This window comes from Nocardia sp. JCM 34519.1, assembly GCF_020361265.1.
GTDB classification, from domain to species: Bacteria; Actinomycetota; Actinomycetes; order Mycobacteriales; family Mycobacteriaceae; genus Nocardia; species Nocardia arthritidis_A.
The window spans coordinates 1-26,623 of the sequence record NZ_JAIRBR010000028.1; the positions used below are offsets into that span (position 1 = coordinate 1).

Here is a 26,623-nt window from a genome sequence, read left to right on the forward strand (position 1 = left end):
TGGCTGGGTCGATACCCCCAAACCCCGGACACCTCCCCCATATGCCACCGCGGCAAACAGCTTCCCCCCAACAAATTTTGGGGGGGGCACCGCTACCGGGGTGCCACCCCATCACCTACTTCGAAACACGCCCTAGACGCGCGGTGCGTTGGCAAGCGGAATCGCGTCCCTAGCGATGCGATCGGCCTGGGCGGACAAAATCAGCAGGGAAAGGCGGAAATCTCGCAGAAGTCGTCTGATTTTGTCCGCTCAGGCCGGATGCGAAACCGCTACGCCTGGTAGATCGTGACGCCGCGGTGGACGGTGCGCAGGCAGTTGGGCAGCGCGGCTTCCGGGTCGAGGCGGGGTAGGCCGGGGACGCGGGAGCGGGGGTCGGTGGACCAGCGTTGGACGGAGTCGGCGGCGGCCGCGACGACGAGTTCGTCGGCAGACCAGATCGCGTACGAGGCGGGGGCGCCGGGGACGAGGGTGCCCGCGATGCCGTCGCGGACGCCGCCCGCGCGCCAGGCGCCGCGGGTGGCGGCGGCGAAGGCGGCGCGCGGGGAGAGCACGTGGGCCGGGTTGTGGTGGTTCACGGCGGCGCGCACCGCCGCCCACGGATGCAGCGGGGTGACGGGGGCGTCGGATCCGATCGCGAGCGCGATACCCGCGGCGGCCATGGCGGCGAACGGGTTTAGCGCGGCGGCGCGCTCGGTGCCGAGGCGGGCGGCGTACATACCGTCCGTGCCACCCCAAGCGGCGTCGAAACCCGGTTGCACACTGGCGATTACACCCCAGGAGGCGAGTTTCGCGATCTGTTCGGCATCCAGCATTTCGGCGTGTTCCACGCGGTGGCCGCGGGCGGCGACGGCCGGGCCGCCGAATTCGGCGACCACCCGTTCGAAGCCGGTGACCACCGCGTCCATCGCCGCGTCGCCGATCACGTGGAAACCCGCCTGGATTCCGGCCTCGGTGCAGGCGCGCACATGTGCGGTGATCGTGTCGACATCGAGATAGCTTGTGCCGGAACCAGTCCCGTCGGTGTACGGGTCGCGTAGCCAGGCGGTGCGCGAGCCGAGCGAACCGTCGACGAACAGATCGCCGCCCAGCGCGTGCACCCCGAGCTCGGCGACCAGCGACTTCGCCTCGTCGGCGGTGCGGACGGCCTCGCCCCAGTAGGCGCGCACCTGCACACCGTGCTGGAATGCGAGCAGTTCCCGGATGTCTTCGCGCCCGGCGATTTCCGGCCCGCCGCATTCGTGCACCGCGACGACGCCCTGCGCGGCGGCCTGATCCAGGGCGGCCAGGCGGGCCCGATCCCGTTGCGCGCGAGTCGTTTCCGCGAGCGCGGCGGCGCGCACCAGGTGGTGTGCCTCGGCCCGCAGCGGCTCGCCGCGGGTGAATCCGGCGGCCGAGGCGACGCCGGGCACCGCATCGAGCAACGCGGTGGACACCACCGCCGAATGCGCGTCGATCCGCGACAGGTAGGCGTGCCGCGCGCCGACCGCGGCGTCGATCTCGTCGAGCGTCGGCGGCCTGCCCTCCGGCCAGGTGGTTTCGTCCCAGCCGTCACCCAGAACGGTGCCGTCCGGATGCGCGGTCGCGTAGTCGCGCAGCAGTTCCAGACAGTGCGCGAGCGAGCGCGCCGCCGACAGGTCGAGCCCGGTCAGCTCCAAGCCGAGCGCGGTGACGTGCACATGCGGATCGACGAACGCGGGTGCGACGAACGCCCCGCCGAGCTCGATGATCTCGGCGTCGGGGTGCAGTGCCCGTCCCGGCTGATCCGCGCCGAGCCACACCACGGTTCCGTCGGTGACGGCCATCGCCGTCGCATCCGGTGAACTCGAACTGTAGATCCGACCGCCGACCAGCAACTGGGTACTCACGATGGATCAGTCTGCCAGCGCCCGGGTTCACAGGCGGCATGCGGTAGTCCTCGACGTGAGCCACACCATCCGGCCGGGCCGACGCACCTCGAGCCGATCTGGGGCGATCCGACCAACCCGACGCGGCCGGACGATCTCGCCGCCTCGCAGGACCTACCTCACCCGGTGCTCTCGTCACAGGGCAGCGCCAGCAGCGCCACAACGTCGTTGTACGCCAACGAATCACAGCTGCGGGTATGAGCGGCTACCGGCGTGGTGCCGGTGTCCATCGCGATGAGTCGCAATCGCAGGGCAGCGGCGGCGAATCCGGAGATCGATTGTCCAGAGGTTTCGGCCGCGCGCCTGACGGTTGCGGCCAGCTCCTCGTCCACGGTGATGGTGAGTTGTGTGGTGGCCACGCAGGAACGATAGTCCCGCCGGATGGCATAAGCGAGAGCGCAACTCGCGGTTGTCCGAGGTGTCCGGTTTTTTCTCAGGCGGGGCCGATGGCGCGGTGCGCGTTGCCCTGGCCGTCGTCGTAGTACTCGCGCACCACGGTGGCGTCGACGATCTCGTCGCCGTCGATCACCACGCCGCGGTACGGGACGCTCGCCGTCACCAACCGGCCGAACCGGCGTGCGGCGAATGCGGTGACGAGCGGCCGCACCAGGAATCGGGTGGGCGGCAGCAGCAACAGCAGTCCGGCCACCGAGGTGACCAGGCCGGGCACGAACATCAGGAATCCGCCCGCCGCCACCAGCGCGCCGTCGGCGACCGCGGTGCCCGGCGGGATCTCGCCGCGGCCCGCGCGGCGGAACTGTTCGAACACCCGCCTGCCCTGCGAGCCGATCAGCAGCATGCCCGTGGCCGATCCGGCGATCAGCAGCAGGATGGCGGGTACGACGCCGAGCCAGGCGCCGACGGCGAACAGCGCGGCGAGTTCGACGACCACGTAGAGGACGAACAGCAGGGCGGGCATGGCGATCCTTTCGGACGATCTACCCGTTCCAACGTCGCGCGCCGCGATTTTTCTCCCGGATTCACCTGATAACTCGCTGAGCGGGTCACCCGCCGGGCCGCACCAGCCCGGTCTCGTACGCGAGCACGACGGCCTGAACTCGGTCGCGCAGACCGAGTTTCGTCAGCACCCGGCCGACGTGCGTCTTCACCGTCGCCTCGGAGAGGAACAGCTGTTCGGCGATCTCCGCATTGGATCGCCCGGCCGCGATCTGTTCCAGCACCTCGCGTTCCCGCGCGGTCAGCACGTCGAGTACGCCGGGATCCCGGGTGCGGCCCGGATCCTCGGCGATCAACCTGTCCAGCAGCCGCTTGGTCACCTTCGGCGAGACGACGGCGTCCCCGGCGGCGACGCTGCGGATCGCGGAGACCAGATCCTCGGGCGGCGTATCTTTCAGCAGGAATCCGCTGGCCCCCGCGCGCAGCGCGCCGAGCGCGTGCTCGTCGAGGTCGAAGGTGGTCATCACCAGCACCCGGACGCCGTCACCCGCCTCGATGATGCGGCCGGTGGCGGTCACCCCGTCCACCACCGGCATGCGCACATCCATCAGCACCACGTCGGGCCGCAGTTCGGCGGCGCGGGCGACGGCCTCCGCACCGTTGGCGGCCTCGCCGATCACCTCCAGGTCGGGGTGCGCGCCGAGCACCATTTTCAGCCCCATGCGCATGAGTTCCTGGTCGTCGACTACGAGTACGGTGATCGGCACGGCACCCAATCTATCGGGTTATTCGCGGTTCTCCGGCGCGAGCGGAATGGTCGCGGTGACCTTCCACGCACCGTCCGGGCAGCGGCCTGCCTCCATATTTCCGCCGAGTACCGCGATCCGTTCCCGCATGCCGACCAGTCCCAGCCCGCTGCCCTGGATCCGGTCGCCGTTGGCCAGCGCGCGCATCGGCACCCCGCCGGAATCGACGACCTCGATTCGAACCTCGTTGTCGCGCCGCCACACTCGCACCCACGCCATCGGATGGTCGCCCGCGTGGCGCAGCGTATTCGTCAGCGATTCCTGCACGATGCGGTGCACGCCGAGGCTCACCTCGGGCGGTATTTCGTCGAGTTGGCCGGTCATCTCGAGTTCCACCGCGAGCCCGGTGCCGCGCATCATCTCGACGACCTTGGCCAGTCCGGCGGTGCCGTGCTGCGGCAGCTGATCCGGCGCGTGTTCGGTGCGCAGCAGCGCGACGGTGCGGCGCAGCTCGCGCAGCGCCTCCCGGCCGGTGCCCGCGATGGTGGCCAGCGCCTGTTCGGCCGCGTCCGGGTTCTGGCGCAGCGCGTACCGCGCGCCGTCGGCCTGCACGATGATCACGCTCACCGCGTGCGCGACCACATCGTGCAGTTCCCTGGCGATGCGGGTGCGTTCGGCGGCGACGGCGTCGTGCGCCCGACGCTCCCGGTCGTAATCGGCCACCGCGAGCCGGGCCGCGACCTCGGCGTCGTACGCGTGCCGGGCGCCGACGAATTCGGCGAGCGTCCAGCACAGCGCGTAAAGGAGTGCGGTGACGAAGATATCCATGCCACCGTCGGGCACCGAGACCAATCCGTACGCCGCGACGTAGGCGAGGATCAGCCCGAGCAGATACCACAGTCCTTCGCGCCTGCCGACATACGCGACCAGCGTATACAGCGCGATGCCGAGCGCGATGAGCGCCGGATGCTGTACGCCGCGGATATCGAACAGGTAGCCGACGCAGGCCACGACCATGGACAGCGCGAGCAGCGCGATCGCCGTCGCGCGGGGGTAGGTGCGACGGAATACCAGCGGAACCACCAGCATCAGCCCGGTGACGAGATAGACCGCCTTCTGTTTGCTGTCGCCCATGGCGACCAGGTCGAACAGGAATACGACGAGCGCCAGCAAGGCATCGGTGATCATGGGCTTCTCGCGAAGCCACAGGCTGAAACGGCGCACGTGACAAGCCTAAATGCGCAGATGACACCGATGCTGCCGCGCCCTGGTTCTGGGGTGGTCGTCCCAGGTCTGATTGTCTTGCCGCGTGAGTGTTACGGACTGGGCAGTCTTGTTGGTGGCGACGGCGGGGGCGGGATGGGTCGACGCGGTGGTCGGCGGTGGCGGGTTGATCGTCTTGCCGACATTGCTATTGGTGATGCCCGGCATAGCGCCGCAGACCGCGCTCGGCACCAACAAGCTCTCGTCCGTGATGGGCACCGGCGCCGCCGTACTCACCTTCGCCAGAAAGGTGCCGATCCAGTGGCGAATCATGCTGCCCGCGGCCGGAATCGCCGCGCTCACGGCGGCCGTCGGCGCGGCGGCGGTCTCACTGATCGATAAGAGCCTGTTCATCCCGATCGTGATGGTGGTGCTGGCCGGCGTCGCCGTCTTCGTGACGCTGCGGCCGTCCATCGGCGTCACCATGGCGACCCATCCCCCGACCCGGCGCAAGACGCTGCTGGTGATCGGACTTGCCGCCGGGCTCATCGGCGGATACGACGGCCTGCTCGGGCCGGGCACCGGCACCTTCCTGATCATCACCTTCGCCACCATGCTCGGCACCGAATTCGTGCGCGCCGCCGCGATGGCGAAGGTGATCAACTGCGGCTCGAATATCGGCGCGCTGATCTACTTCGGCGCGACCGGGCACATCATGTTCGCGCTCGGCCTGACCATGGCGGCGATGAATATCGCCGGATCGATCGTCGGCTCGCATATGGCGATGCGCAACGGCGCGAAGTTCATTCGCGCCGTGCTGCTCATCGTGGTGGTGGTGATGGTGGTCAAACTGGGCTGGCAGCAATACAGTGCCTGATTTGCCGCGCTCCGCGCGGCTGTTCGCGGCCCTGGGGAGTCTCGTGTTCCAGCGGTCGAGACTAGCGCCTGCGGCGCATGCACTTCGACCGCTGGAACACGAGACGGGCCGCGAACGTCGCTCGTAAGACTCGCTCCGCTGTTGCTGCGTAGCGCGCGAGCATCGCCGCTACATGGGCGTGGACCGGGAGTGCTCACCGTGCGTGCACGTGGTGGACAACCAGGGTTGCAGCACCCGGGAGGTGGTCTCGTGGATGCGGCGGTGCAGCCGCTCCCCGTCCTCCGCGCCCGCGTGCGGCCCCTGGAACAGCACGGTCAGCGCGCCGGATACGGCGCCGACCACCGCGCCGACCAGTGCGGCGGCGCCGACCTCGTCCAACTCCTGCGGGAACGCGGCGTGCAGCTGCCTGGCGATCTCGCGCTGGGCGACCAGCTGCGCGTGCGCCGCGCGGCCGCTCACCGCGGGCACCGTACGCGAAACCTGCGCCCGCACACCGGCGATGCGCGCGCCGAGATCGTCGACCAGATGGTCGCCCGGGTTGTCGCCCGCCGCGCGTAGCGCACGCAACAGCACCTCCACCGGCCGCTCGTCGGAGCGGCGGCTCGCGATGGCGGCGACCGCGGCCCGCACCCGTTCGTCCGGCTCCGGGAAGAGCAGTTCTTCCTTGCTGGCGAAGTAGTTGAAGAAGGTGCGGGTGCCGACCTCGGCGGCGGCGGCGATATCGGCCACCGTCGTCGCCTCATAGCCTCTGGTTTCGAACAGCTCGACGGCTGCCTCGAGCAGGGCGCGGCGGGTACGGTCCTTTTTTCGGTCACGGAGGGCGGATGGCGGCACGCGGGCACCCTACGGCATTCGGCAACGCAGTTGCGGTAGGCGGAGTTTCGCGCGCGCCGCTGCACCCGGCCGAACGGCCCGCGTTAGCACGCTGTGCCACTGCGCATTTCATGCATAGTTGCACGCGGTGCAAAGTCGCACGGCGTGTATTCGGAGACCGCGGCGCACCGTCGCCGGCGGGGCGACTAGCGTATTCACGGTGACCACCGCGACTTCCAGGGATGTGGACGCCGATTTCCTTGCGCTGCCACTGAGCTTGCTCGCCGACGCCGCGCTCTCGACCGCCCGCGTCGCCGGCGCCGAACATGCCGACCTGCGGGTGCACCGGCTCGTCACCCAGTCGATCCGATTGCGCGACGGGCGGGTCGAGTCGATCACCAACGCCACCGACCTCGGTTTCGCCGTACGAGTGATCGTAGACGGCACCTGGGGTTTCGCCTCGCATGCCGCACTCACCCCCGATACCGCCGCCGAGGTGGCGACGCGGGCGGTGACCGTCGCGAAGACGTTGCGCGCGCTGAACCGGGAGCGCGTCGCGCTGGCCGCCGAACCCACATACGACACCACCTGGGTCTCCGACTACGCCGTCGACCCGTTCGACGTGCCGACCGCCGACAAGGTCGCACTGCTGCAGGACTATTCGGGACGGCTGTCCGCGGCCGACGGCGTGGACCACGTCACCGGATCGGTGCTGCAGGTCAAGGAGCAGACCTTCTACGCCGACACCGCCGGGTCACGGATCACCCAGCAGCGGGTGCGCCTGCACCCCCAATTCGAGGCCGTCACCGTGGATCCCGCGGCGGGCGCGTTCGAGACCATGCGCACGCTGGCCCCGCCCGCAGGTCGCGGCTGGGAGTACGTCACGGGCGCGGACGAAACCTGGGACTGGGGCGGCGAACTGGCGCAGATCCCGGCCTGGCTCGCGGAAAAGGTGAAGGCGCCCAGCGTGATCGCGGGCCCCACCGATCTGGTGATCGATCCGACGAACCTGTGGCTCACCATCCACGAGTCCATCGGCCACGCCACCGAATACGACCGCGCCATCGGCTACGAATCCGCCTATGCCGGAACCTCCTTCGCCACCCCCGACCAACTCGGGACGCTGAAGTACGGCACGCCGATCATGCATGTCACCGGGGATCGGACGGTCGGGCACGGGCTGGCCACCGTCGGCTACGACGACGAGGGCGTCGCCGGACAGCAGTGGGATCTGGTGCGCGACGGCATCCTCGTCGGCTACCAGCTGGACCGGGTTTTCGCGCCGCGGCTGGGCCTGCCCCGCTCGAACGGCTGCTCGTACGCGGACTCCCCGCATCACGTGCCGATCCAGCGGATGGCGAACGTCTCGCTGCAACCGGATCCGGTGCGCGACACCAGCACCGAGGAGCTCATCTCCCGGGTGGACGACGGCATCTACATCGTCGGCGACCGGTCGTGGTCGATCGATATGCAGCGCTACAACTTCCAGTTCACCGGCCAGCGGTTCTTCCGTATCCGCAACGGCCGCTTGGACGGTCAGCTGCGCGACGTCGCGTATCAGGCCACCACAACGGATTTCTGGGGCGCAATGGAGGCGGTGGGCGGCGCCTCCACCTGGCAGCTGGGCGGCGCGTTCAACTGCGGTAAGGCGCAACCGGGCCAGGTCGCCGCGGTCAGCCACGGCTGCCCGTCGATCCTGGTGCGCGGCATCAACATTCTCAACACCAGGACGGAGGCGGGCCAGTGATCCCGGCAGGCGAGGTCGTCGAGCGCGCGCTGAAGCTGTCGCGGGCCGACGAGGCGATCGTGCTCGTCACCGACAAATACGACGCCTCGCTGCGTTGGGCCGGAAATTCCATGACCACCAACGGTTCCGCCGTCTCGCGCGAGTGGACCGCGATCTCGGTCTTCCGCGACGGCCCGAATTCCGCACGGGTGGGCAGCATTCGGTCCACCAGCGTCGATCCGGCGGATATCGAGGCCGTGGTGCGGGCCAGCGAGACGGCCGGACGCACCGCCGAACCGGCGAAAGACGCGATGCCGCTGCTGGATCCGGACGGCGCACCGGACGCGGACTGGGCCGCCGAACCCGGCCGCACCGGCATCGAAGTATTCTCCGGCCTGGCGGGCGATCTGGCCCAGGGCTTCGACGGGGCCGATCGGCTCTACGGATTCGCCCACCATCAGGTGCACACCACCTGGCTCGGCACCTCCACCGGCGTCCGCCGCCGGTTCGCGCAGCCGACGGGTTCGGTGGAGATCAACGGAAAGCGCGGTGCGGGAAGCGATCTCGCCAGCGCCTGGGTCGGGGTCAACACGCCGAACTTCACCGGCATCGACGTGCCCGCCATGCTGGCCGAGCTGTCCCGCCGCCTCGACTGGTCGAAGACCCGGGTGGACCTGCCCGCGGGCCGATACGAAACCCTGCTGCCCCCTTCGGCCGTCGCGGATCTGATGATCTACATGATGTGGACGATGGAGGGCCGCGGCGCGCAGGAGGGCCACAACGCCTTCGCCAAGGCGGGCGGCACCCGAATCGGTGAGCGGCTCACCGATATTCCGCTCACCCTCTACAGCGATCCCACCGCGCCGGGGCTGGAGTACCGGCCGTTCGTCGCCGTCGACGCGTCGTCGGAATCGCTTTCGGTATTCGACAACGGCCTCGCGACGCAGCGCGTCGACTGGGTGCGCGACGGCGTGATCGACGCGCTGGTGTACCCGCGCGCGACGGCCGCCGAATTCGGCGCCAGCACAACGGTTCCCGGGGAGAACCTGCTGCTCACCGGCGGCTCGGCGGCCACGCTCGACGAGATGATCGCGCGCACCGAGCGCGGTCTGCTGCTCACCACGCTGTGGTACATCCGCGAGGTGGATCCGGCGACGCTGCTGTTGACCGGACTCACCAGGGACGGCGTCTATCTGGTCGAGAACGGCGCGGTTACGGCCGCGGTCAACAACTTCCGGTTCAACGAGAGCCCGATCGACCTGCTGCGGCGCACCACCGAGGCGGGCGCCACCGAACCGGCCCTGCCGCGCGAATGGAAGGACTGGTTCACCCGAACGGCCATGCCGCCGTTGCGGATTCCGGACTTCCACATGTCATCGGTGAGTCAGGCGACCTAGGCGCTACTGCGGCGTTATCTCGATGCCGACGGTGCCCGACCGGCCGCGCCGCACGAAGCTGCCGAGGATCGTGACCGGTCCGAGGATGAAGTACTTGCGCATCAGCAGCTTTCGCACGCGCGCCGTCCCCGCGGCGTCCAGCACCCGCCCCGTGCCCGCGACGATCGGGCCGCGCGGCTTGCCCGCGACATTGCACGGCTGCACGGTCACCGCGGGATTGCGGCGCAACCGCTTCACCTTCCAGCTGTCGGTGACCGTCCAGATGTACAGTTTGCCGTCGTCGGCCACCGCCCACACCGGGGTGGCGACCGGCGTTCCATCCTTGCGATAGGTGGTGAACAGCACGTAGTCGGCCGAGCCGAGCGGTCCGAGCGCAGAGGTCATCAGGGCAGGATATCGGCCGGGCCGCACGCGTCATTCGGCCATGTGGTATTCGCCCGACTCCAGGCGGGCGATCACCCCGGCGGTCCAATTCGTGAGATTGTCGAAGACCCCGCTCCACAGCTCCAGTAGATCCGTGGTGTGCGGGGCCGAGTCACGGCCGGGAAAGTTCGGCACCATGGCCAGTAGGTCGTCGCGGACTTCCCTACTGCGCCTTTGCTGTTCGCGCAGTTTCGCGATGACGTGCGCCCGCGGCAGCGCGTCCATGAAGGCGATCGCCGCGCCGAGCTCCTCCATATCGACGCTCACCAGCGCCTCATCCATCAGCCTGCGGAATTCCGCCTCACCCGCCTCGGTCACCGCGAATAAAGTGTGCGCGGGTCCGCGATCGCTGTCCCGCGGGCCGAGGGAGCTCAGATTCCCTTCTTGCGTCAGCTGTTTGAGCGCGTGGTAGATCGAGCCGGGTTTCACATTGGTCCAGGTCTCGGCGCGCCAGGTCAGCAGTTCGCGCCGCACCGCATAGCCGTGGGCGGGTTGGCGCAGCCGCAGCACGCCGAGGACGAGCAGCCGGACGGCGGGCATCGCACTCCTTCGTCGACAGTGATCCGGCCATACTACTCAAACTTGACTTCCGCCGGTCGGCCGCCTACCTTCATCTAGTCAAATTTGATTACAGTGGGAGACGCATGGGTGACACCACCGCTCCGATCCTCTACAGCGGCGAACTCGCCGCGACACTCGCCTTCTACCGGGCGCTGGGCTACCGAACGGTCTACGAACAGACCCGGCCCTATGTGTATGCCATCGCCGAAGCCAACGGCGGCGCACTTCATTTCGCCGACAGACACAAGAACCAGCCACCCCCGCCGGAGCTGACCGGCTGCGTCGTCTTCGTCGACGACATCGCGGCGAGACACCGCGAATTCACGGCGGCTCTACGCGCCCACTACGGCAAAGTGCCCACCAAAGGCATACCCCGAATCACCCGATTCCGGGACGGCCAAAGCAGATTCACCCTCACCGACCCGGCGGGCAACTATCTGATCTACGTTCAGCGCGACGAACCATTGGAGGTCGAATACGGCGGTTCCCGCGAATTGAGCGGCCTGCCACGGGTTCTCGACAACGCGCGGATCCTGCGCGACTTCAAGAACGACGATGCGGCGGCCACGCGAGCACTGGAGGTCGGGCTCGGCCGCTTCGGCGGGGAGGCGAGCGCGGTGGACCGGGCCCGCGCCTACGCGGCGCTCACCGAATTAGCCGTGGCCGCAGAGGATTCCGAGCGCGCCGCGGAATATCGGGAACGGCTGGCGGCAATCGAGCTCACCGGCTCGGAGCGGGCGACGGTCGCCGACGAACTGGACGCGGCCGGTGAACTCGCCGCCTGGCTCAACGAATCACGCTGAGCCACAACCGATTCACGCGGCCGCGGTGAGCACCAGCGGCCCGTCCTCGGTAATGGCCACCGTATGTTCGGAATGCGCGGTCCGCGACCCGTCCGCGGACCGGATGGTCCACCCGTCCGGATCGGTGTAGATCTGGTCGGTGGTCGCGGCGAACCACGGTTCGATCGCGATGGTCAGGCCGGAGCGCAGCTTGAAGCCGCGTCCCGGCTTGCCGACATTGGATACGTGCGGATCCTCGTGCATCGTCCGGCCCAGCCCATGCCCGCCGAACTGGGTGTTCACCGGATATCCGTAATCGCTTGCGACGGCGGCGATCGCGGCCGAGATATCGCCGATCCGGTTGCCCGGCACCGCGACCGCGATGGCGGCGGCCAGCGCCTCCTCGGTGGCCCGCACCAGCCGCAGATCGGCCTCGGCGGCCGTGCCGACCACAACGGTCGATGCCGAATCGGCCACCCAGCCGTCGATGGCGACGGCGAGATCCATGGTGAGCACGTCACCGTCGCGCAGCGCGTAGTCGAACGGAAGCCCATGCAGCACAGCGTCGTTCACCGACAGGCAGACGGTGTTGCGGAACGGGCCACGCCCGAACGAGGGCGCGTAATCCCAATAGCAGGACACCGCGCCGCGCAGCGCGATCCTATTGCGCACATGCGCCTCCAGATCGAGCAGGTTGACCCCGACCCGCGCCTTGGCCCGCAGCTCCGCGAGCACTTCGGCGACGAACTGCCCCGTCACCCGCATCCGCTCGATCTCGTCGCGGCTCTTCAACTCCACCATGCCCACTCCACTCTTCGGTATTTTAATACCAGCATAGCCGCTTGCGGTATTTAAATACCAGCCGTAGCCTGTGTGCCATGGTTCGTCTGCCGCTCACCCCCGCCCAGGTCGAGGCGGGCCGCCGCCTCGGCGCCGCACTGCGCGCGGGCCGCGGCGACCGGGACCTCGCCGAGGTCGCGCACGCCGCCAACATCTCCCCGGAAACGCTGCGCAAGATCGAAACCGGCAGGCTGCCCTCGCCCGCCTTCGGCACGGTGGTGGCATTGAGCCAGGTCCTGCGGCTTCCGCTGGATGATCTCGCCGACATCTGGTGTTCCGCGGGGCTTGCCCAATCGGCCTGAGCGGGCTGAGTTTTCCTGGCCGGGCCGGGTTTTCAGCCCGGCTGGGTGATGGCGAGACATCGCGCGGTCCAGAGCCGATGCCGAGCAGCGGATCAGCTTGGTTTGATGAGCAGTTGCAGGCCGGATATCTGCATGAGCTCATCCTTGACGCGGCTGACGAATTCGGCGGTGATGACATAGACCGACAGTGGATCGATGGTGGCGTTGGCGGGGTTGGCCGGGGAGGTGACGTCGAAAGGGGTGTCGCCGTTCGGTGTCGGCGGCGGCTGAACCTTCGCGACCTCGGTTATGCGGCCCTGCGGATCCGAGCGCAGCAGCCGGACGGTGACCGGCCCGTTGGACGCGCCGCTCCCGACCACCCGGAGCGAAGCGATCGTCCCGGAAGGCGGCATTGAAACCGGCAGCACGCCGTTGACCTGGCCGGGGCCGGAGGTGCTGCTCGGGTCGCGCTTCGCGATGCCGACCTGACCGAGGTACCAAGGGAATTGGTCGACGGGCGCGAAAAACGGTGTGACGGTTAGTATTCGGTCCGCTTTCGGCGCGACCACGGAATCGAGTGCGACCCCGACATCCGCGAAACGATCGCGCAGGGTGTCGAGGTCGGCCTCCAATGCCTTGAATCTGATATTGAATCCTTCGGTACCGTCGGCGACCACCAGGTCTTTCTGATCGGCCCACGGATGGTGTCGGAACGTGCGAGTGAATTCGATGTCGAAGGCCATGGCGCGCTTCCTTTTTCAGTGACCTTGGTAGGCGATCTGCAACGACGTGATGTCGACGTAGTCCGTCGGATCCGAACCCGCCTCCGCGCTGGCAATGATCGCGTACGAACAGGCCGGATCGATGGCGCCGAACCCGGCGGCGACCGGCGTGGTGACCGAATAGGGCACGCCCCCATGCTGTTCCGGGATCTCGGCCACGGCGAGCATCGCGTTCAGGCCCGTCATGCCGAATCGGGACAGCGCCACCTGCAGCTTGCTCGACCCATTGCTGGTCCCCGTCACGGTCAACGAGGTGAGCGTGCCGACCTGCGGCAGCTGAACCGGCACCACACCGGTCACCAGCGCGCTGCCGGTCTTGTGTGCATCGCCCCGGGCGCCACCGCGATAATCGCCGAGATCCCAGGACGCCGCACCGGAGGTAGGACCCAGCGAAATGAACAGCGGCGGCACGGTGATCGTCCGGTCCGGTCCCCCGCCCGCGGCGACGACATTCAATGCCGTGCTGATGTCGTTGAACCGGTCGTGCAGCACATCGAGGTCGAATTCCAATGCCTTGAAACGGATATTGAAACCGTTCTCACCGCCGGCGTCGACGCGATCGACCTTGTCCACCCACGGCTTGTGTTTGAAGGTTCTGGTGAAACTGATGTTGAAGGGCATCGATCAGTCCTTTCGAATGGGCCGGGCGAGGTGCTGACCACGCAGGCGGTACGTCGGATAGGTGTAGGCCGGGAGCGAATCCAGTTGTCCCGTGCGCAGTTCCACCACGTGGTCGCGGATCGCCTTGGTGTTGAATTCCACGCCGATCGGATGTAATTCGTTGAGCACGTTCATGAGTCGCTCGTATTGATCGCGACGGACGACGACGGGCTTACCCGGCTTCTCCTCATCCAGCAGCTTCTGGTCGAGCCCGATCACGACGGTGTACGGCGGATTGCCGTTCTCGATGGGTGCGCGCGCCCGGATCTGTACTGTGCCCGCGTGATCGCCGGTGAGTTGGGCGAGTTCACCGGTGGAGCCGTCGAGATGGGCGGCGCCCGGATCGGCGCCACGCACCGACCAGACCAACCGATTACCGCCGGCGGGCGCCACCGGCCACCGTGCGATCACCCGCTGGGCGGGGCCGGGGGTCAGGACGATGACCGTGTCGGATCGACCACGTCCGATCTCACCACGCAACAGTACGAAAACCCTTGTGCCGGATGGGATGATGGCCACCGGCTTACCAGGAATATCGAGCGCGTAGATCGGGCCCCTGAAATCACCGTCGAGGTTGTAGGTCGGAACAGCGTCATAGACCCCATCGCCGATGTACACAGTCCCCGCGGACTCGTCGACACCGATCCGCGGTTCGTTGGCATTGATGAAAACCGTCCGCACTACCGCACGGCTCGCCAGGTCGACTATCACCATATCGACCTCGACACCCCTGCCGGGACTGGCCGGGACGACAACGATGACATAGGCCCTCGTACTGGTCACCGCGATGGCGATCGGAGCGGCGGGCAGTGCCGATACCGCACCGGCGGTCATCGTATCGATATCGACGGCGCGCAGCGTTTTGTCGTCGCAGGCTACAAACGCTGTTGTGCCGGTCGAATTGAGCGCCAACGCCTTTCCGGCGGTCGAACCGGGAATTGTCCACTGGTTGACAACGGCGAGCGTGCCTGCGTCGACGGTGACGACCTGAGTCGGCAGCAGTACCACCAGCAACGGCTTGGTCGGATGTCCGACAATGGCCAGCGGCGCCGCGGATAACGCGGGTCCGGTCGTCACCTTGGCCGGTGAGCCGATACCGAAGGCGGTGATGGTGTGATCGGTGCCGCTCGCGGTGAAAACCGTTTTCTGATCGGCACTTACGGCGATACCAACCGGCGACTGTCCCACCGGTACGGTCCCGAGCAGCGCACCGCTGGTGGTGTCGAGCAGCGAAACCGTCGAACTCCCCTGCCCGACAGTGCACAGGACCTTCCCCGCCAGCACGGCGCCGACCGGGTTGTCGTGACGCGGCATCGCGAACGAAGCGGTGGCACCCTCGTCCACCGCGGCCGGACCGGTGATCGCAAGATGTTCACCGGCGCGCTGCGCGACCCGGATCACAGTTCCGGTGTTCTCGACATAGTCGAAGCCGGCACCATGCGCGATCCTCGCCAGTCTGGCCAGCGACAGTTCCGGCACCGCCGGCGCCAGCGTGAGGGCACGGCCGACCGCGTCGAGGCCGCTGCCGTTCGGCGTCCAGCCTGTGACCAACCGAACCTGTGGCAGCGGTTGCGGCCCGAAGCTGGTCTGGTCGAGCACTCGTCCGAGACAGGCCGCGACATTCGCCTGCATCCGATTGGAGCCGGGCACCGTGATCTGTAGCCAGGGATCATTAACCGCGACAAGGTAATCCGGCGAGTAGGCGCCGTCGGCGGCGGTTCCGGCTACCGATTCGTCGACGCCGAGCGTGCCGTCCGCTCCGATCGACTGACCGACGCCGATGCTATCCGGCGGAAATTCCGCCGGGCCCATTTTCAACCGCTGGATCGCGGAGTACGTCTTCCCGCCGAGCCGCACCTCGACTTCCAGCGTGGCCACGCCCGTGTGCACACCTTGGACGGTGACCTGTGGACCGGTGTTCACATCGTCGACCAATTCGGCCCGGCCAGGACCGGCCTGCAGGATCGACCACCGCACGGTCGCCTCGGCTGGCGGCGGCGGCAGCACACTGACCGGAGCTGTCCCGAGGCCGATTTCGAGTACATCCTCGTAGGGCGCCCAGCTCGACTGGATGGAGGACTTGTCGGAGATCGAGGCGTACACGTCGTCGGTGTCCGCACGGTGTCGCACCCAGGAGAATCCGGCCCGCAGCGCGAGGGCGGCGAGTGTTCCCGCCGGAATCTCGGCGTGCCGCAGTACCACCGCGCGACCGACGGCGCGCAGGTCCGTCGCATTCGGGTCATACGGCGAAACCGTCAACCTCGCGAAAGACTGGAGCGGGAAAACCAGCTTGACCAGCGCATCGAGATAACGCTGCAGCGGCAACCGGATCCGCCGTTCGCTACCGGCGAAGTCGACGAAGGCGTCGCTGTAATCGACCAGCCAGCGCGGATCGAACTGGTCGTCGGCGATCCTGCCGCAGACCTCCGCTTCGGTGGTGTTGTATCTGCCCAGCGCGTCGACCGACTCGCCCGGCGAGATCGCCGTCGGCCAGACCTTGACGGTACGCGACCCGACCGGTGTCCGAACGAATGCGTCCGACACGGTGATCGGGCGCAAGACGTCATTGATCGGACCGACGGTCTCGTTCAACGCGTTCGCGATATTCGCGGGCGTCGGCAGATTCCAGCGCCGGAACAGCGTGAGCCGACGTCGGTAGCTGTCGTCGTCCTCACCGAGCACCGGTGCGAACCCGCTGAGCGCGCCGCGGGAGATCCGCACCTCGTCCACCGACCCGTAGAAGCCATTCGCCCCCGGATCGCCGAAGCCGATCCGCAGTGGTGAATTATTGGTCAGCACACCGATATTCGCCGGTTTGCTCGCCACCGCGACACCGTTGACATACAGCCGGGCCAGCCCGCGCTCGCGGTCGAGCACCGCGGCGATGTGCTGGAACCGGTCGGTCATGAGTGAGACGTCCGCGTACAGTTCCACCTTGTTCGTGCCGTCCGACAGCAGCAGCTGCACATTGCGGTCGAGCCCGCGACCGAACTTGCCGATGTGCAGGCTCCAGCCCGGTTTGGTCTGATCGACCGTATCGACATGCTTCGACAGCACCGCACCGTGCCAATCGCCCATCGCCGGCCGGACGAAGCATTCGGCGGTGAAACCCGCCGTGGCTGGCAGCGCGAAATCGGTGTGATCGGGGATCGCGATCTCGGAAAATGCGGCGAAACCCATTCCCGACCCGAACCGGCCGTCGGCACCGGCGACGACGCTCGCGTTCCTGGTGCCGGGATGGCCGGTGCCAGGACCGGTGTACATCGTCATCGCGTCGAGCACGGTGGAACCGGCCGCCGTATCGTCCAAGTGGTATAGAGCGATCGTTTCGGCGGCGAAACCATACGGCAGCGGCGGGAATCGGGGGATACTGAGGTCGGAGCCGATCAAATCCAGTGACAGCCCGGTGGCATTCTCGACCGACCGTTGGCTGCGTACCTTTGTCAGTTGGGCCGCGAGAATATCCCGGTCTCCGCCGAGCACCCACAGCAGCGCGGCGAGATCGCCGAGCAGGGCCGTGAAACGGAAGTGGTCGACCACCCCGACATTGGCCTCCCCCTGTGGTACCCGCAGTTCAACGTTGTCCAGCAACGCCTTTGCGGTATCGTCACCGAGCGGGATCAGCCTGGAGGCACCCGCGGGCGTACCTGCCGGGAAAACCAGGGAGACGTCCCGTTCGTCACCCGGCACCTTGTAGCCGACCGTCATCGTGACATCTACCGGCAGGTCCGCGATTGCCGTCGCGACGTACCGGATCCGCGGTTCGGTACCGAACCGCGCCCGATGCTCGGCGAAGTCGTACGGCTCGAAATCATTGTTCGGCAACGGTTCCCGCTCGGAGAGCACCAGCTCGAACAGATCCGCCCCTGCCGCGAACGGGGTGGTGAGCGTGCCCGCCATCCGCTCGACCGCGGGCTGGTATCCGAGATTCGTCATCGCGCGACCACCTGCAGATCGATGAGACCGCTGTCCTGCCGGAACTGGGCGATCTCGGTGGGGCCGAGGGACAGGTTCTCCCCGAAGCCGACCTCGATGGGCTGCGGCGGCGCCGAATCCGGCCCGAGCGCGTGCGGGTCGGAAGCGGGCGGGAACCGGCGCAACCGCAGGTCGCGCACGTCGAGCACGCCTGGCTGTTCCACCAGCAGCCGCATCACCTGGGAGAACACCACATCACTGCCCAGCCGCAGCGCGTCGACGCTCTGCGAAAGGCGGTCGAGCAGCGCCGCATGCAGCGAGTTGGGATCCTGCCCGGGCTCGATGATGGCGGTGGCGCGCAGCCCGACCTCGATGTGATCGGCCTCGATGATGTTGGGATATACGCCAACTGGGCGCACCAGATCCACCTGCGCCTTGACCTGCTCGTAAATGCCCGTGACCTGGCCGACGGTCCGCCACGGCCGGACGAATTCGTGCGCGACCACCACATCGAAGAAATAGGGTTCGCCGAATTTGCGTTCGGCGCTGAAGGGCCGCTCACCGAATCTGAACGTCTGGAACCTGCTTTGCGTGACATCGACACCGCCGAGCGCGTCGGAGAGCAGCACATCGGTGACGCCGCGCACCCGCAATACCGCGGCACGCACGCTCTGCAGCGTCCACATATCGCGCGGAAAGCCGAGTTGCCTTGCCCGGTAAGAGGTGTCGTCCTCCTGAAGTTCACCGCCCTTGAACCTGACCGGGTTCACCGCCTTGATCGTGACGGTCGACGGGAACCTCAGCTGCGCGACGAGATAGTCAGGATCGGCGCGATCCAGTTGCTGCGCGGGAATATTCGACCCACCGCCGCCGATGAAGGCACGCGCGTGCACCGTCGCCGACGTCACCTTCGCGCTGAGCGTCACGGCGGCCGTGGTGTAGAAGGTGTTGGGCGGCGTCGACTTGTCGAGCAGCACAGTGCCTTCCGGCAGGACATAGTCGCGGCCTGGTTCGGCACCGACGATCGTCAGCTGCGCATCGCCCTCGGCGAACAGGAACTCGCGCGGCAGCCCGACATCCGTGCCGAGCAGGTTCAGATCTTCTCCCGTTGCGGTGGAGGCGAACTGACTGTAGTAGACATCCTCCAACCGCTGCCAGAGCATGGCGTCCTCATCGGAGGTCGCCTGCAGGATTTTGGTCAGCACGCTGGTGCCGCCGAGATCGACATCGGGCCCGAACGCCTCGATCGCGCGCTGCTGCGCGGATTTCAGGATTTCGGCGAACCCTTTGATGACGAATCCGTCGTTGGTGACTCCGAATTCGGTCATGCTCCCCCTCCTATGGTTGTCCTCAGCACGGCCGGTGTGCCGTCGGCGGCGATGATCGAGACGTCGACCGTCCAAACCCGGTGGTGCGGGTCGAGATTCGGATCGACAACCTGTATGTCGCGGATTTCGCGCACCCGTGCATCCGTGCTCAGCGTGCGAACGAGATTGAGCCGGACCAGGTCCCGCATTTCGGGTGCGCTGGCCGGGCCGGTGAAAATGGATTTGTAGTCCAGGCCGTATCGGGTGTCGTAGCGATCGGTGCCCAGCGGCGTCAGCACGCGAATCTCCAGCGCCTGCGCCAGATTGGCGAGTCCGGTGACCTGGGCGATCTGCCCGCGCTCCAGCACGATATCGCCGTGGTCGAGCCGGATGCCGGTTTCTGTCGTCATGATCGTTACCTCCTTACTTCGCGTCGAGGATTTGTTGGCCGGGGGCGGAGATGGTGATCGGGCCGAGCGACGCCTTGGCGGCGTTCCTGGTATTCGTCGTAGGCTTGGCGACGGCGAGCGCAACGGACTTACCGTCGACTTCGAGTACGGTCGAAACATCCGCGAAGTCGTCCAGTGTCACGCAGGCATTCGGATCCCCCTTCGCCAACAACGGGCAGGTGATCTTCGCGTTTCCGCTGTCCGCCGCCAGCACTACCTGATTACCGGCGATCTTCATCGTGGATCCCGACGTGATGGTGATCGTCCCCCCGTGCGGGCACTTCATCTTCACGCTGGTGACAAGCACTTTCGTCATGAGCCCACCTGCACAGCCGTGGCATCCAGCTTGATGCTGTCGGCCTTCATCGTTATCTCGCTGCCGCGCAACGTGATCGACGCCTTCGCGCCATCGGTGGCAATGGTGACGGCCCCGTCCTCGGCGATGGTGATGGTCGTTCCCTTACCGTGCTTGATGGTCAGCGTCTCGCCCGTCGGCGGCATCGGCCGCTCGCCGACATCGGGCAGCACACCATTGCCGATCTCGATCCCGAGCCCGACCGCCTGCACCACCCGGTGCCCGCTCGCGTCCGTGAGGTCGTTGACCCCCTTGCCCTCCGGTTTGCCATCGGAGACCTGGGTCGGCAGGCACAGCCAGTAATCCCCCACCTCGTTCTTGGGCGGTTGATGATTCGCGTTGCGCGACCACAGGAACCCGGCGGCGACGGCATCGTTCACCTCGCCGCCGTTGTGCACCAGCACCGCTCGCATTCCCGGATAGACCGGCACCATCAATCCCGTTTTATCCCAAGCGAATACGGACGACATCGGCTTCTCGTGCAACAGCAGCCGGTTGTCCACCGGATCGTCCACGCTCGATGCCGCCCGCTGCTGTCCGTAGTGCAGCGTGGCCCGGTGCCCGCCGTTGTCCCCGTCACCCGACTTCCGGTATTCGGCGATATCGCCGACATCGACGCTGGGGTGGTCGGCCAGCAGGCCACGAGTGAACGACGCGAACCCGTCGAATACCGCCTGCGGCCCGTCGGCGGCCTCCGGTCGCGCGGCCGCCTCGGCCTCCAGCACGGTGACCTCGCACGTATATCCGCCGCGCATGCTGAACAGATGCTTGACGGATTCGATTCGCAGATCGTGCGTTTCGAGTCCGTCCAGGATGGCCTTCGCGCCGATCTGCAGGGTCGGATCGCCGAGCACCGTCAGTTCGTAGCGCGTCGTGCTGCCGGGGCCGGCCTGCGGATCCGGCGATCCGCTGTCCCAGCGCCGCTTGCTGACCACGTTCGCCGCGGCCGTCGTGAACCGCGCCGGCGGGGCCGGATCGCTGACGGTGCCGAGCACCGCCTTCTGCGCCCGCACGGCCAGCGGCACTTTCCGATCCACCGCGATAACGCCGAGTGCGGTGAGCGCCTTGCCATTCGAGATCGTGCGGTCCCGCACCGTCCCGGCGACGCCCTCGTGCCCGATCTCGACGCCGGTGTCCTTCGTGATCTTCCGCAGGATCTCCTCGATATCGACCTCGCCCGCTCGGTCGAAGGAAAAGGGTTGGCTCAACAGCAGATAACTTGCCAGCTCCCTACCTCTGATCTTGGTCAGCAGGCTGCCGTCGGCGGCGACCTCGGTGCGAACCTCCGTGATCGCCCCGCGCAACATGGGCGCCTGCTGGGTGGTCGGCTCGTCGAAATAGCCGAGGCTGATATCCACGAGCAACGGCTTCTTCGACCCGGCCGCTCGCCGCGATTGTTCGGCGAGGCCGGTGGCGCTGTCCTGCGGCAGATCCCACAGCGTGATGTCGAATTCCGTCGCGTTCGGGCCGAGTTTGGCCGATGTGGTGACCGCAGCGTCGAGCAGAATCGCGCTCTGCAACACATCGTTCGACAGTCGCAGCAGCGGCGCGGCATCCGCCGGATCGGTTCGGAATTCCAGCTTGTACCAGATTATGAATCCCATCGCGACGCAATCCCTCCCACCACCGAGGAGCCGTGCGCCCCTGCCGAATTGAGGTTGAGCGGATGCACACGCAGATCGGTGAACAGCAGCGCCAGTTCTTCTGCCTGGTACTCCAAGTTCGGAACAACCTTGCGGCGGAACAGCATCCGGGATCCGGTCGCTTCCTCGGCCGACACCTCCACCACCAGGAACGCGCCCCGCTGCGGCAGCCGCAGCGGATCGTGGCCGAGCAGCAGGCTCTCTTCGGTCACATTGACCCGGCTGGACACCACATAGCTGCGCCGGCCGAACGAGATCCGCACCGCCTGTGGGAAGCCCTGATCGGCATCGATGGGGATCCGCAGATACGAGAATTGAGTCATTTTGGTTGCCTCACAAGGTGGTTCATGGCCGTCTCACAGCGGCACCGATGGCGTGGCCGGTACCGCGGCGGGCGCGGCCGGACCGGCGAATATGGCGCTGCCCGCGGCGAGCGCGAGATCGGCGACCTCGCCGATAATGGCGGATATCGAACTGCGCGGCACATGTTCGAGGCTGATCGAAACGTCGATCGCGTCCCGTTTGCCCGCGCTCTGGGTGAAACGCAGATCGGTGATCTGCATGTCGAGGCTGATCGTCAACCCGCATACCACCGGAATACCGGTAACCCCAAGGGCTTTGGCGGTCGCCGCGACCAGTAGCCGGGAGGTCAGGGCCAGCGCCTCCAATTCCTTCTTCAGCAGTAGCCGCTCCGGCCCGAGCAGCATCGCCTCGATGGCGATGGCCTTGCGGGTCGGCGCGATCGCCTGCTGGAACGAGCTGTCGACTATTCGCTGGATCTGATATCCCTCGGTCATCGAGATGCTCTGTACGTACAGCAGCGGGACGGTGCCGATCAGTACTGGTTGCGCCGTCATTGCTTCGGCTCCTTCGGGATGATCTGTTTCGGTAGGGATTCGGCGGCCTGTTCGAGATCACCCGCGGCCGACTCGACAAGCTCTGTGGGGCCGGTGATTTCGGTCGGGCCGACGAGGTCGGCCGGGTCGAGTAAGGTGGCGACGGCCCGCGCCGCTTCCTGAACGCGCTCGTTGGCGCCGAAGAGTTCCTGGCTTGTGACGGCCGAAGGCCGCACCCGGCCGAGCAATTCGGCGATCCGCGCCTCCAGATCGGGACCCTCGTTCAGCCCGAACCGCGCCGGATTCCGGCGCGCCGCCGCGGCCAGGTATTCCTGGAAGGGCAGCACGTGATCGCTCGGAATCCGCAGCACGGTTTGCCCATTGATGTACTCGGCGATCGATTTCACCGACGCGTTCTTGCGCAGCGCCCTCGGCCACCAGCCGAGCTGCTGCAATTCGCGACGGAAGGTGGCGATCGCCCGCGCGGACTGCTCCACCTTCAGGTTGCGCACCCCGCCCCGCGCGATGAGGTCGAGCATCGAGGACAGGTAATAGGGCATCGAACCCGCCTTCACCGAGGCGATTTCGCCCGACGCCGCGACATCGATCAGCGGGAAGTTCGAGCGAAGCCTGTTCACGTTCCCGGCTTCCTGTCCCTCCTCCCGCAATCGCCGCACGGTCGCGGCCTCGTTGCCGGGGCCGAAACCGCTCGTCGGCTGGTCGCTGATGGCCTGTTCGACCTCGCGGATCACCGATTCCGAGGCCGGGGCCGCGGGATTCGCGCGCGCCGTGACCCCGGCCAGCGACTCTGCGTCGGCGAATGTGGCGAGATCACCCTTGGACAATCGCTGTACCAGTTCGTAATACTCCTGCGGACCGAGGCCTTTCTTCGCCTCCACGACCTTGGCCAGGAACCGCTCGTATCTCGCCGCGCTGGTGCCGAATTCGCGCGCGGTGACCACAAACGCGCGGGGTCCCGCGTCGATCGTGAATTCGAGCGCCCCCTTCGCGCCCGACATTCGTGCAAGCAATTCGGGACCGAGTTCGCCCAGCTGGGCCGGGGTGAGCCGGCCCGCGATCCGCAGCAGGGCCGAAACATCCTCTCCCGCCATACCTTTCAGTAGCGCGTGGGCGGCGTCGCCGGACCAGGACGGCGCCCGGTCGACGATCTCGATTACCTGTTTCGCGCCCGCCGCGACGTCTTCCGCCAGCTCGGTGGCCCGGCCTGCCTTGGTCTCGATCACCTCGGCGATCCGCAGCCCGGTCACCACCCGGTCCGCCTCCGCGCTCGCGATGAGCGCCTTCTCGGATCCGGCCGCCATCAGCTCCGCTAGCCTGGCGACCTCGCCTGCCATCGACTCCGGCAGCAGCCACATCAGCCTGCCCGCCTCGGCCACATCGGCCAGCTTGGCCGCGCCCGCCAGCACCTCGACCAAACGTACTTGCGCGGCAACCCTTTTCGCTATCTCGGCGGCGCGTGCGCCCGGCGACCCGGTCAGATATGCCGCCAGAATTTCCAGCAGGATCACCCGCATCACCCGGCGCATCAGGGCGGAGGAGAGCGCGCCCGCCGCACCGGTGAGCCCCTCGATATATTCCAGTCCGAGCATCGCGATCTGCCCGGATTCACCGGTGCGCGACAGCAGCAAACGGATCTCGGTCTGCGCCGCCGGGTCGGGCGGAAAGACGATCGGTGGTACGCCGGGAACCGGAATGGGAAGTACCCCAAGCGCTTTCGACAGTGTTTTGAACAACCTGTACAGTCCCGGCGCGCTCGAGATCAGTTCGGCGGGCAGCAGTGGCAGATCGCCGAGGCTGCTCGCGGTGCTGCGGGCCCAGTCGTAGGCGGTGCCGGCCGCCTCAGCCGGATTCAGCCCGGACAGTGGATGATTCAGGTTGTAGACCACGATGTCCCAGAGCTTCCTCGGCTCCAGCGGTGTTCTCGGCAGGTGCGATCCCACGGCATGCAACAGGCGCAGTACCGGTTTGTCGAACTCCGCGAACAACTTCGGCAGCAGACCTTCCGCGACGAGCGGCGCCAGCAGCGCCTCCATCTCGACCTTCGACGCGCAGGATGCGATCAGCTCGACCAGCGCCGCCGCCAGCTGCTCGCTGTCGACACCGCTCAGCGCCTTGCCCGCGACCTTGGTCAGCGCGCGCAGATAGCGGCGGCGATCGTCGATCGGGATCGTCGCGAACACCGAACGATCCAGTGCCACAACGATATGCGCGATATCGAGATCCGTGGCATGCTCGCCGGTCTGTGCACTGAGGATCTCACCCATCTCGGCCTCGGTGGGCGCCCCGAAAGCGGCGGGATCGGTGAGCAGGCGTTCGATGTTCTCCTCCGCCAAATCGGTCGGCCCGCTCGCGAAATGATCGCGGTAGTACCGGAAGTCGTCGGCGGTCGAAACCAGGATGGCATCGGAATCGGCGACGAAGATGGCTCCGTAGGTCGTTGTCGCCGTTCCGGCGTGGCCGGGCTCGTGGCTCACGGCCGGAAACGGATCACCGAAATCCTTCTTGTGCAACGGCGCGATGAGCGCCCGGACGATGAAACGACCCGGCTCGTGCGGTTTGGCGAATACGACGAAGCCCCGCTCGCCGAACAGGAACCGGCCCCAAGTCACCGCGGCCACCGCGTTGTCGGTCTCCACCTGGAGATAGCCACCGGCCTTGATCCAGTACGGCAGGCTCCGGCCGAGGGCGAGCACCGGCGTCACCGGGAGCCGTCCGCTGTAGATCCTGCCCAGGTCCTGTACGACAACGTGTTTGCGTCGGCTGCGCTCGAAATCCGCTACGGCCAGCTGGATTCCGCGCCGGATCGCCCCCTGCAGGCCGCGCAGATTCTCCGCGGCCTGCGAACCGGTGAAGGTGATCGAAACCGATTGCGGATTCGCCGAATTGGGGCTCATCGCGGCGGCTCCTGATACTCGGGGTCGTCGTACAGCCGAACGTTGTCCGGCCCCAGATGCTTGATCGCCTTGTCCAGCACCTCCTGTGGCGTGTCGCGCGCGAAGAAGGCGACACCGGCGACGCCACGCTCTGCCGCGGCGAGTTTCAGCTTCGCCACCACCTTGATCGTGTCGGCGACATTGATCGCCTTCCCCGCGCCTCCCACCAGTGCCAGTTCGCCATTCGGTCCGATCACATCGACATGCACGACGTCGGACTGGCCATTCGGGCGGGTGAAACGAACCGGCAAATCCTCCAATCTCAGGTCCTTGCGAATCCGGCTCCAGGCGAGAGTTCCACCCCATAGCCGTGCGACCGCGATTTCTCTTTGGAAGCCACGGTTCTGATTCACTTCTCCGGGCGGCAGCGGCGGTGGCGGCAGCAATCCGGCGTACGGCGGAATGTCATCCTTGATCGGCCCCGGCCGGACCTCGTAAGTCGGCGTTTTCCCGTAATACCTGGTACCGGATCGCGGCGACACCAGACCTTCCGACGCACTACCCGGCCGCGCCTGTCCCGCCGCGTACAAACCCCGCTTGATGATCCCGAGCGCCTCCGCCCGGCCGTGCTCCTGCGCCGCGGCGACCTCGGCCGCGGTGCCGACCCGCCCGGTCGTGTACAGCCGCTCCGCCGAGTACGGATCGGGTTCGAGCACCTCGTCCAGCACCGTCTTCCGGCCGACAACGTGCGGGTCGTCGGTCGAGATATCGCGGCCGAGCCGCAACACCCCCGCCGCGGCGAGAACACGCTCCAACTCGAAGGGATCGATCTCCGACGGCCCCAAACCCAACGCCAGCACGAGCGCGGGATACGAAGTGCCCATGAGGTTTTCGATCTCACGCCGCTTGGCCGCGCGCCTATCCTCCGCCTTCCGGGCGGCCGCCTGCCCGGCTTCGCGCTGCCGCTGCAGCAGTTCGAGATCCGCCCGCTTGGCATCCGCGTAGTCACCCTGACGGGTAGACCGGGCGACAGCCGCCAGATCCGCGCGCTTCGCATCGGCATAGTCGCTGTGCGGCACTCCGGAGGCAACGGACTCCGGTGCGGGAATCGCACGGCTCGCCGCCTTCGCGCCGGTGGGCAGCCCTCGATGCGCCGCGTCGAGCTGCCTGCGCACCCGCTTCGCGATCGCGGTCGTCAACTTGTCCAGGTCCGCGGCGGTGGGCGACCCGACGATCCGCACCTTGATGTCGACCTGCGCGGTTGTCGGCAGTCCGCGCTTCGGCCGAGCGTCGGATGCGGGTGTTCCGGATGGCATGACGGTTCTCCTTTCC

The 26,623-nt window shown here is 67.2% G+C and carries 25 protein-coding genes; 5 read left to right on the forward strand and 20 right to left on the reverse strand.

Annotation, left to right across the window (positions count from 1 at the left end; all coding sequences use genetic code 11):
* Positions 1-269: 269 nt before the first annotated feature.
* The 5 genes from LGY53_RS39220 to LGY53_RS39240 form a co-directional block, all read right to left on the reverse strand.
* Positions 270-1,865: an amidohydrolase gene (locus tag LGY53_RS39220; protein WP_225731746.1), complete on the reverse strand. Its 1,596-nt coding sequence runs from the start codon at positions 1,863-1,865 to the stop codon at positions 270-272.
* 158 nt (positions 1,866-2,023) lie between these two features.
* Positions 2,024-2,263: a ribbon-helix-helix domain-containing protein gene (locus LGY53_RS39225; protein WP_167475673.1), complete on the reverse strand. Its 240-nt coding sequence runs from the start codon at positions 2,261-2,263 to the stop codon at positions 2,024-2,026.
* A 74-nt stretch (positions 2,264-2,337) separates the two neighbouring features.
* Complete coding sequence (locus LGY53_RS39230) at positions 2,338-2,823, reverse strand: FxsA family protein (RefSeq protein WP_225731747.1); 486 nt, start codon at positions 2,821-2,823, stop codon at positions 2,338-2,340.
* Between the two features lie 85 nt (positions 2,824-2,908).
* Positions 2,909-3,568, reverse strand: a complete 660-nt coding sequence (locus LGY53_RS39235) for a response regulator transcription factor (protein WP_225731748.1) — start codon at positions 3,566-3,568, stop codon at positions 2,909-2,911.
* 18 nt (positions 3,569-3,586) lie between these two features.
* Positions 3,587-4,771 (reverse strand): histidine kinase, encoded by a 1,185-nt coding sequence (locus tag LGY53_RS39240; RefSeq protein WP_225731749.1) that lies wholly within the window; start codon positions 4,769-4,771, stop codon positions 3,587-3,589.
* An 85-nt stretch (positions 4,772-4,856) separates the two neighbouring features.
* On the opposite strand from LGY53_RS39240, the gene LGY53_RS39245 reads away from it, so the two are divergent.
* Complete coding sequence (locus tag LGY53_RS39245; protein ID WP_225731750.1) at positions 4,857-5,627, forward strand: TSUP family transporter; 771 nt, start codon at positions 4,857-4,859, stop codon at positions 5,625-5,627.
* 168 nt (positions 5,628-5,795) lie between these two features.
* On the opposite strand, the gene LGY53_RS39250 is transcribed toward LGY53_RS39245, so the two are convergent.
* Entirely contained in the window at positions 5,796-6,461 is a 666-nt protein-coding gene (locus LGY53_RS39250) for a TetR/AcrR family transcriptional regulator (protein ID WP_225731751.1), read from the reverse strand.
* Positions 6,462-6,660: 199 nt separating this feature from the next.
* On the opposite strand from LGY53_RS39250, the gene LGY53_RS39255 reads away from it, so the two are divergent.
* Both LGY53_RS39255 and LGY53_RS39260 read left to right on the forward strand, forming a co-directional pair.
* Positions 6,661-8,187: a TldD/PmbA family protein gene (locus LGY53_RS39255; RefSeq protein WP_225731752.1), complete on the forward strand. Its 1,527-nt coding sequence runs from the start codon at positions 6,661-6,663 to the stop codon at positions 8,185-8,187.
* Positions 8,184-9,563: a metallopeptidase TldD-related protein gene (locus LGY53_RS39260; protein ID WP_225731753.1), complete on the forward strand. Its 1,380-nt coding sequence runs from the start codon at positions 8,184-8,186 to the stop codon at positions 9,561-9,563. The genes LGY53_RS39255 and LGY53_RS39260 overlap by 4 nt, the downstream gene beginning before the upstream one ends.
* A gap of 3 nt (positions 9,564-9,566) precedes the next feature.
* Here the strand turns inward: LGY53_RS39260 and LGY53_RS39265 are convergent, their stop codons facing one another.
* Positions 9,567-9,947: a PPOX class F420-dependent oxidoreductase gene (locus tag LGY53_RS39265; RefSeq protein WP_225731754.1), complete on the reverse strand. Its 381-nt coding sequence runs from the start codon at positions 9,945-9,947 to the stop codon at positions 9,567-9,569.
* A 30-nt stretch (positions 9,948-9,977) separates the two neighbouring features.
* Positions 9,978-10,526 carry a PadR family transcriptional regulator gene (locus tag LGY53_RS39270; RefSeq protein ID WP_225731755.1) on the reverse strand — a complete coding sequence of 183 codons (549 nt, stop codon included), beginning with the start codon at positions 10,524-10,526 and terminating at the stop codon, positions 9,978-9,980.
* A 104-nt stretch (positions 10,527-10,630) separates the two neighbouring features.
* Here LGY53_RS39270 and LGY53_RS39275 point away from each other — a divergent pair, with 104 nt between their 5' ends.
* Positions 10,631-11,350 (forward strand): glyoxalase, encoded by a 720-nt coding sequence (locus tag LGY53_RS39275; protein WP_225731756.1) that lies wholly within the window; start codon positions 10,631-10,633, stop codon positions 11,348-11,350.
* Positions 11,351-11,362: 12 nt separating this feature from the next.
* Here the strand turns inward: LGY53_RS39275 and map are convergent, their stop codons facing one another.
* Positions 11,363-12,130: a type I methionyl aminopeptidase gene (map, locus tag LGY53_RS39280; RefSeq protein ID WP_225731757.1), complete on the reverse strand. Its 768-nt coding sequence runs from the start codon at positions 12,128-12,130 to the stop codon at positions 11,363-11,365.
* 77 nt (positions 12,131-12,207) lie between these two features.
* Here map and LGY53_RS39285 point away from each other — a divergent pair, with 77 nt between their 5' ends.
* Entirely contained in the window at positions 12,208-12,471 is a 264-nt protein-coding gene (locus LGY53_RS39285; RefSeq protein WP_225731758.1) for a helix-turn-helix transcriptional regulator, read from the forward strand.
* Between the two features lie 92 nt (positions 12,472-12,563).
* On the opposite strand, the gene LGY53_RS39290 is transcribed toward LGY53_RS39285, so the two are convergent.
* The 11 genes from LGY53_RS39290 to LGY53_RS39340 are packed head-to-tail and all read right to left on the reverse strand — an operon-like array spanning position 12,564 to position 26,607.
* Positions 12,564-13,193, reverse strand: coding sequence for a hypothetical protein (locus LGY53_RS39290; RefSeq protein ID WP_225731759.1), 630 nt, complete (start codon positions 13,191-13,193; stop codon positions 12,564-12,566).
* A gap of 15 nt (positions 13,194-13,208) precedes the next feature.
* Complete coding sequence (locus tag LGY53_RS39295) at positions 13,209-13,853, reverse strand: hypothetical protein (RefSeq protein ID WP_225731760.1); 645 nt, start codon at positions 13,851-13,853, stop codon at positions 13,209-13,211.
* Positions 13,854-13,856: 3 nt separating this feature from the next.
* The gene (locus tag LGY53_RS39300) at positions 13,857-17,828 is read right to left on the reverse strand and encodes a LamG-like jellyroll fold domain-containing protein (protein ID WP_225731761.1); all 3,972 of its coding nucleotides are present in this window, start codon (positions 17,826-17,828) and stop codon (positions 13,857-13,859) included.
* Positions 17,825-19,135 (reverse strand): baseplate J/gp47 family protein, encoded by a 1,311-nt coding sequence (locus tag LGY53_RS39305; RefSeq protein WP_225731762.1) that lies wholly within the window; start codon positions 19,133-19,135, stop codon positions 17,825-17,827. Before LGY53_RS39305 ends, LGY53_RS39300 begins: the two co-directional genes overlap by 4 nt.
* Positions 19,132-19,524, reverse strand: coding sequence for a hypothetical protein (locus tag LGY53_RS39310; protein ID WP_225731763.1), 393 nt, complete (start codon positions 19,522-19,524; stop codon positions 19,132-19,134). The genes LGY53_RS39305 and LGY53_RS39310 overlap by 4 nt, the downstream gene beginning before the upstream one ends.
* A gap of 13 nt (positions 19,525-19,537) precedes the next feature.
* A complete protein-coding gene (locus LGY53_RS39315) occupies positions 19,538-19,879 on the reverse strand; it encodes a hypothetical protein (protein WP_225731764.1) in 342 nt (113 codons plus the stop codon).
* The gene (locus LGY53_RS39320; RefSeq protein ID WP_225731765.1) at positions 19,876-21,522 is read right to left on the reverse strand and encodes a hypothetical protein; all 1,647 of its coding nucleotides are present in this window, start codon (positions 21,520-21,522) and stop codon (positions 19,876-19,878) included. The genes LGY53_RS39315 and LGY53_RS39320 overlap by 4 nt, the downstream gene beginning before the upstream one ends.
* The gene (locus LGY53_RS39325; protein ID WP_225731766.1) at positions 21,510-21,884 is read right to left on the reverse strand and encodes a hypothetical protein; all 375 of its coding nucleotides are present in this window, start codon (positions 21,882-21,884) and stop codon (positions 21,510-21,512) included. Before LGY53_RS39325 ends, LGY53_RS39320 begins: the two co-directional genes overlap by 13 nt.
* 33 nt (positions 21,885-21,917) lie before the next feature.
* Entirely contained in the window at positions 21,918-22,418 is a 501-nt protein-coding gene (locus LGY53_RS39330; protein ID WP_225731767.1) for a hypothetical protein, read from the reverse strand.
* On the reverse strand, positions 22,415-25,312 hold the full coding sequence (locus LGY53_RS39335; RefSeq protein ID WP_225731768.1) for a hypothetical protein: 2,898 nt from the start codon (positions 25,310-25,312) through the stop codon (positions 22,415-22,417). The genes LGY53_RS39330 and LGY53_RS39335 overlap by 4 nt, the downstream gene beginning before the upstream one ends.
* Positions 25,309-26,607, reverse strand: a complete 1,299-nt coding sequence (locus LGY53_RS39340; RefSeq protein WP_225731769.1) for a hypothetical protein — start codon at positions 26,605-26,607, stop codon at positions 25,309-25,311. Before LGY53_RS39340 ends, LGY53_RS39335 begins: the two co-directional genes overlap by 4 nt.
* Between the last annotated feature and the right edge of the window lie 16 nt (positions 26,608-26,623).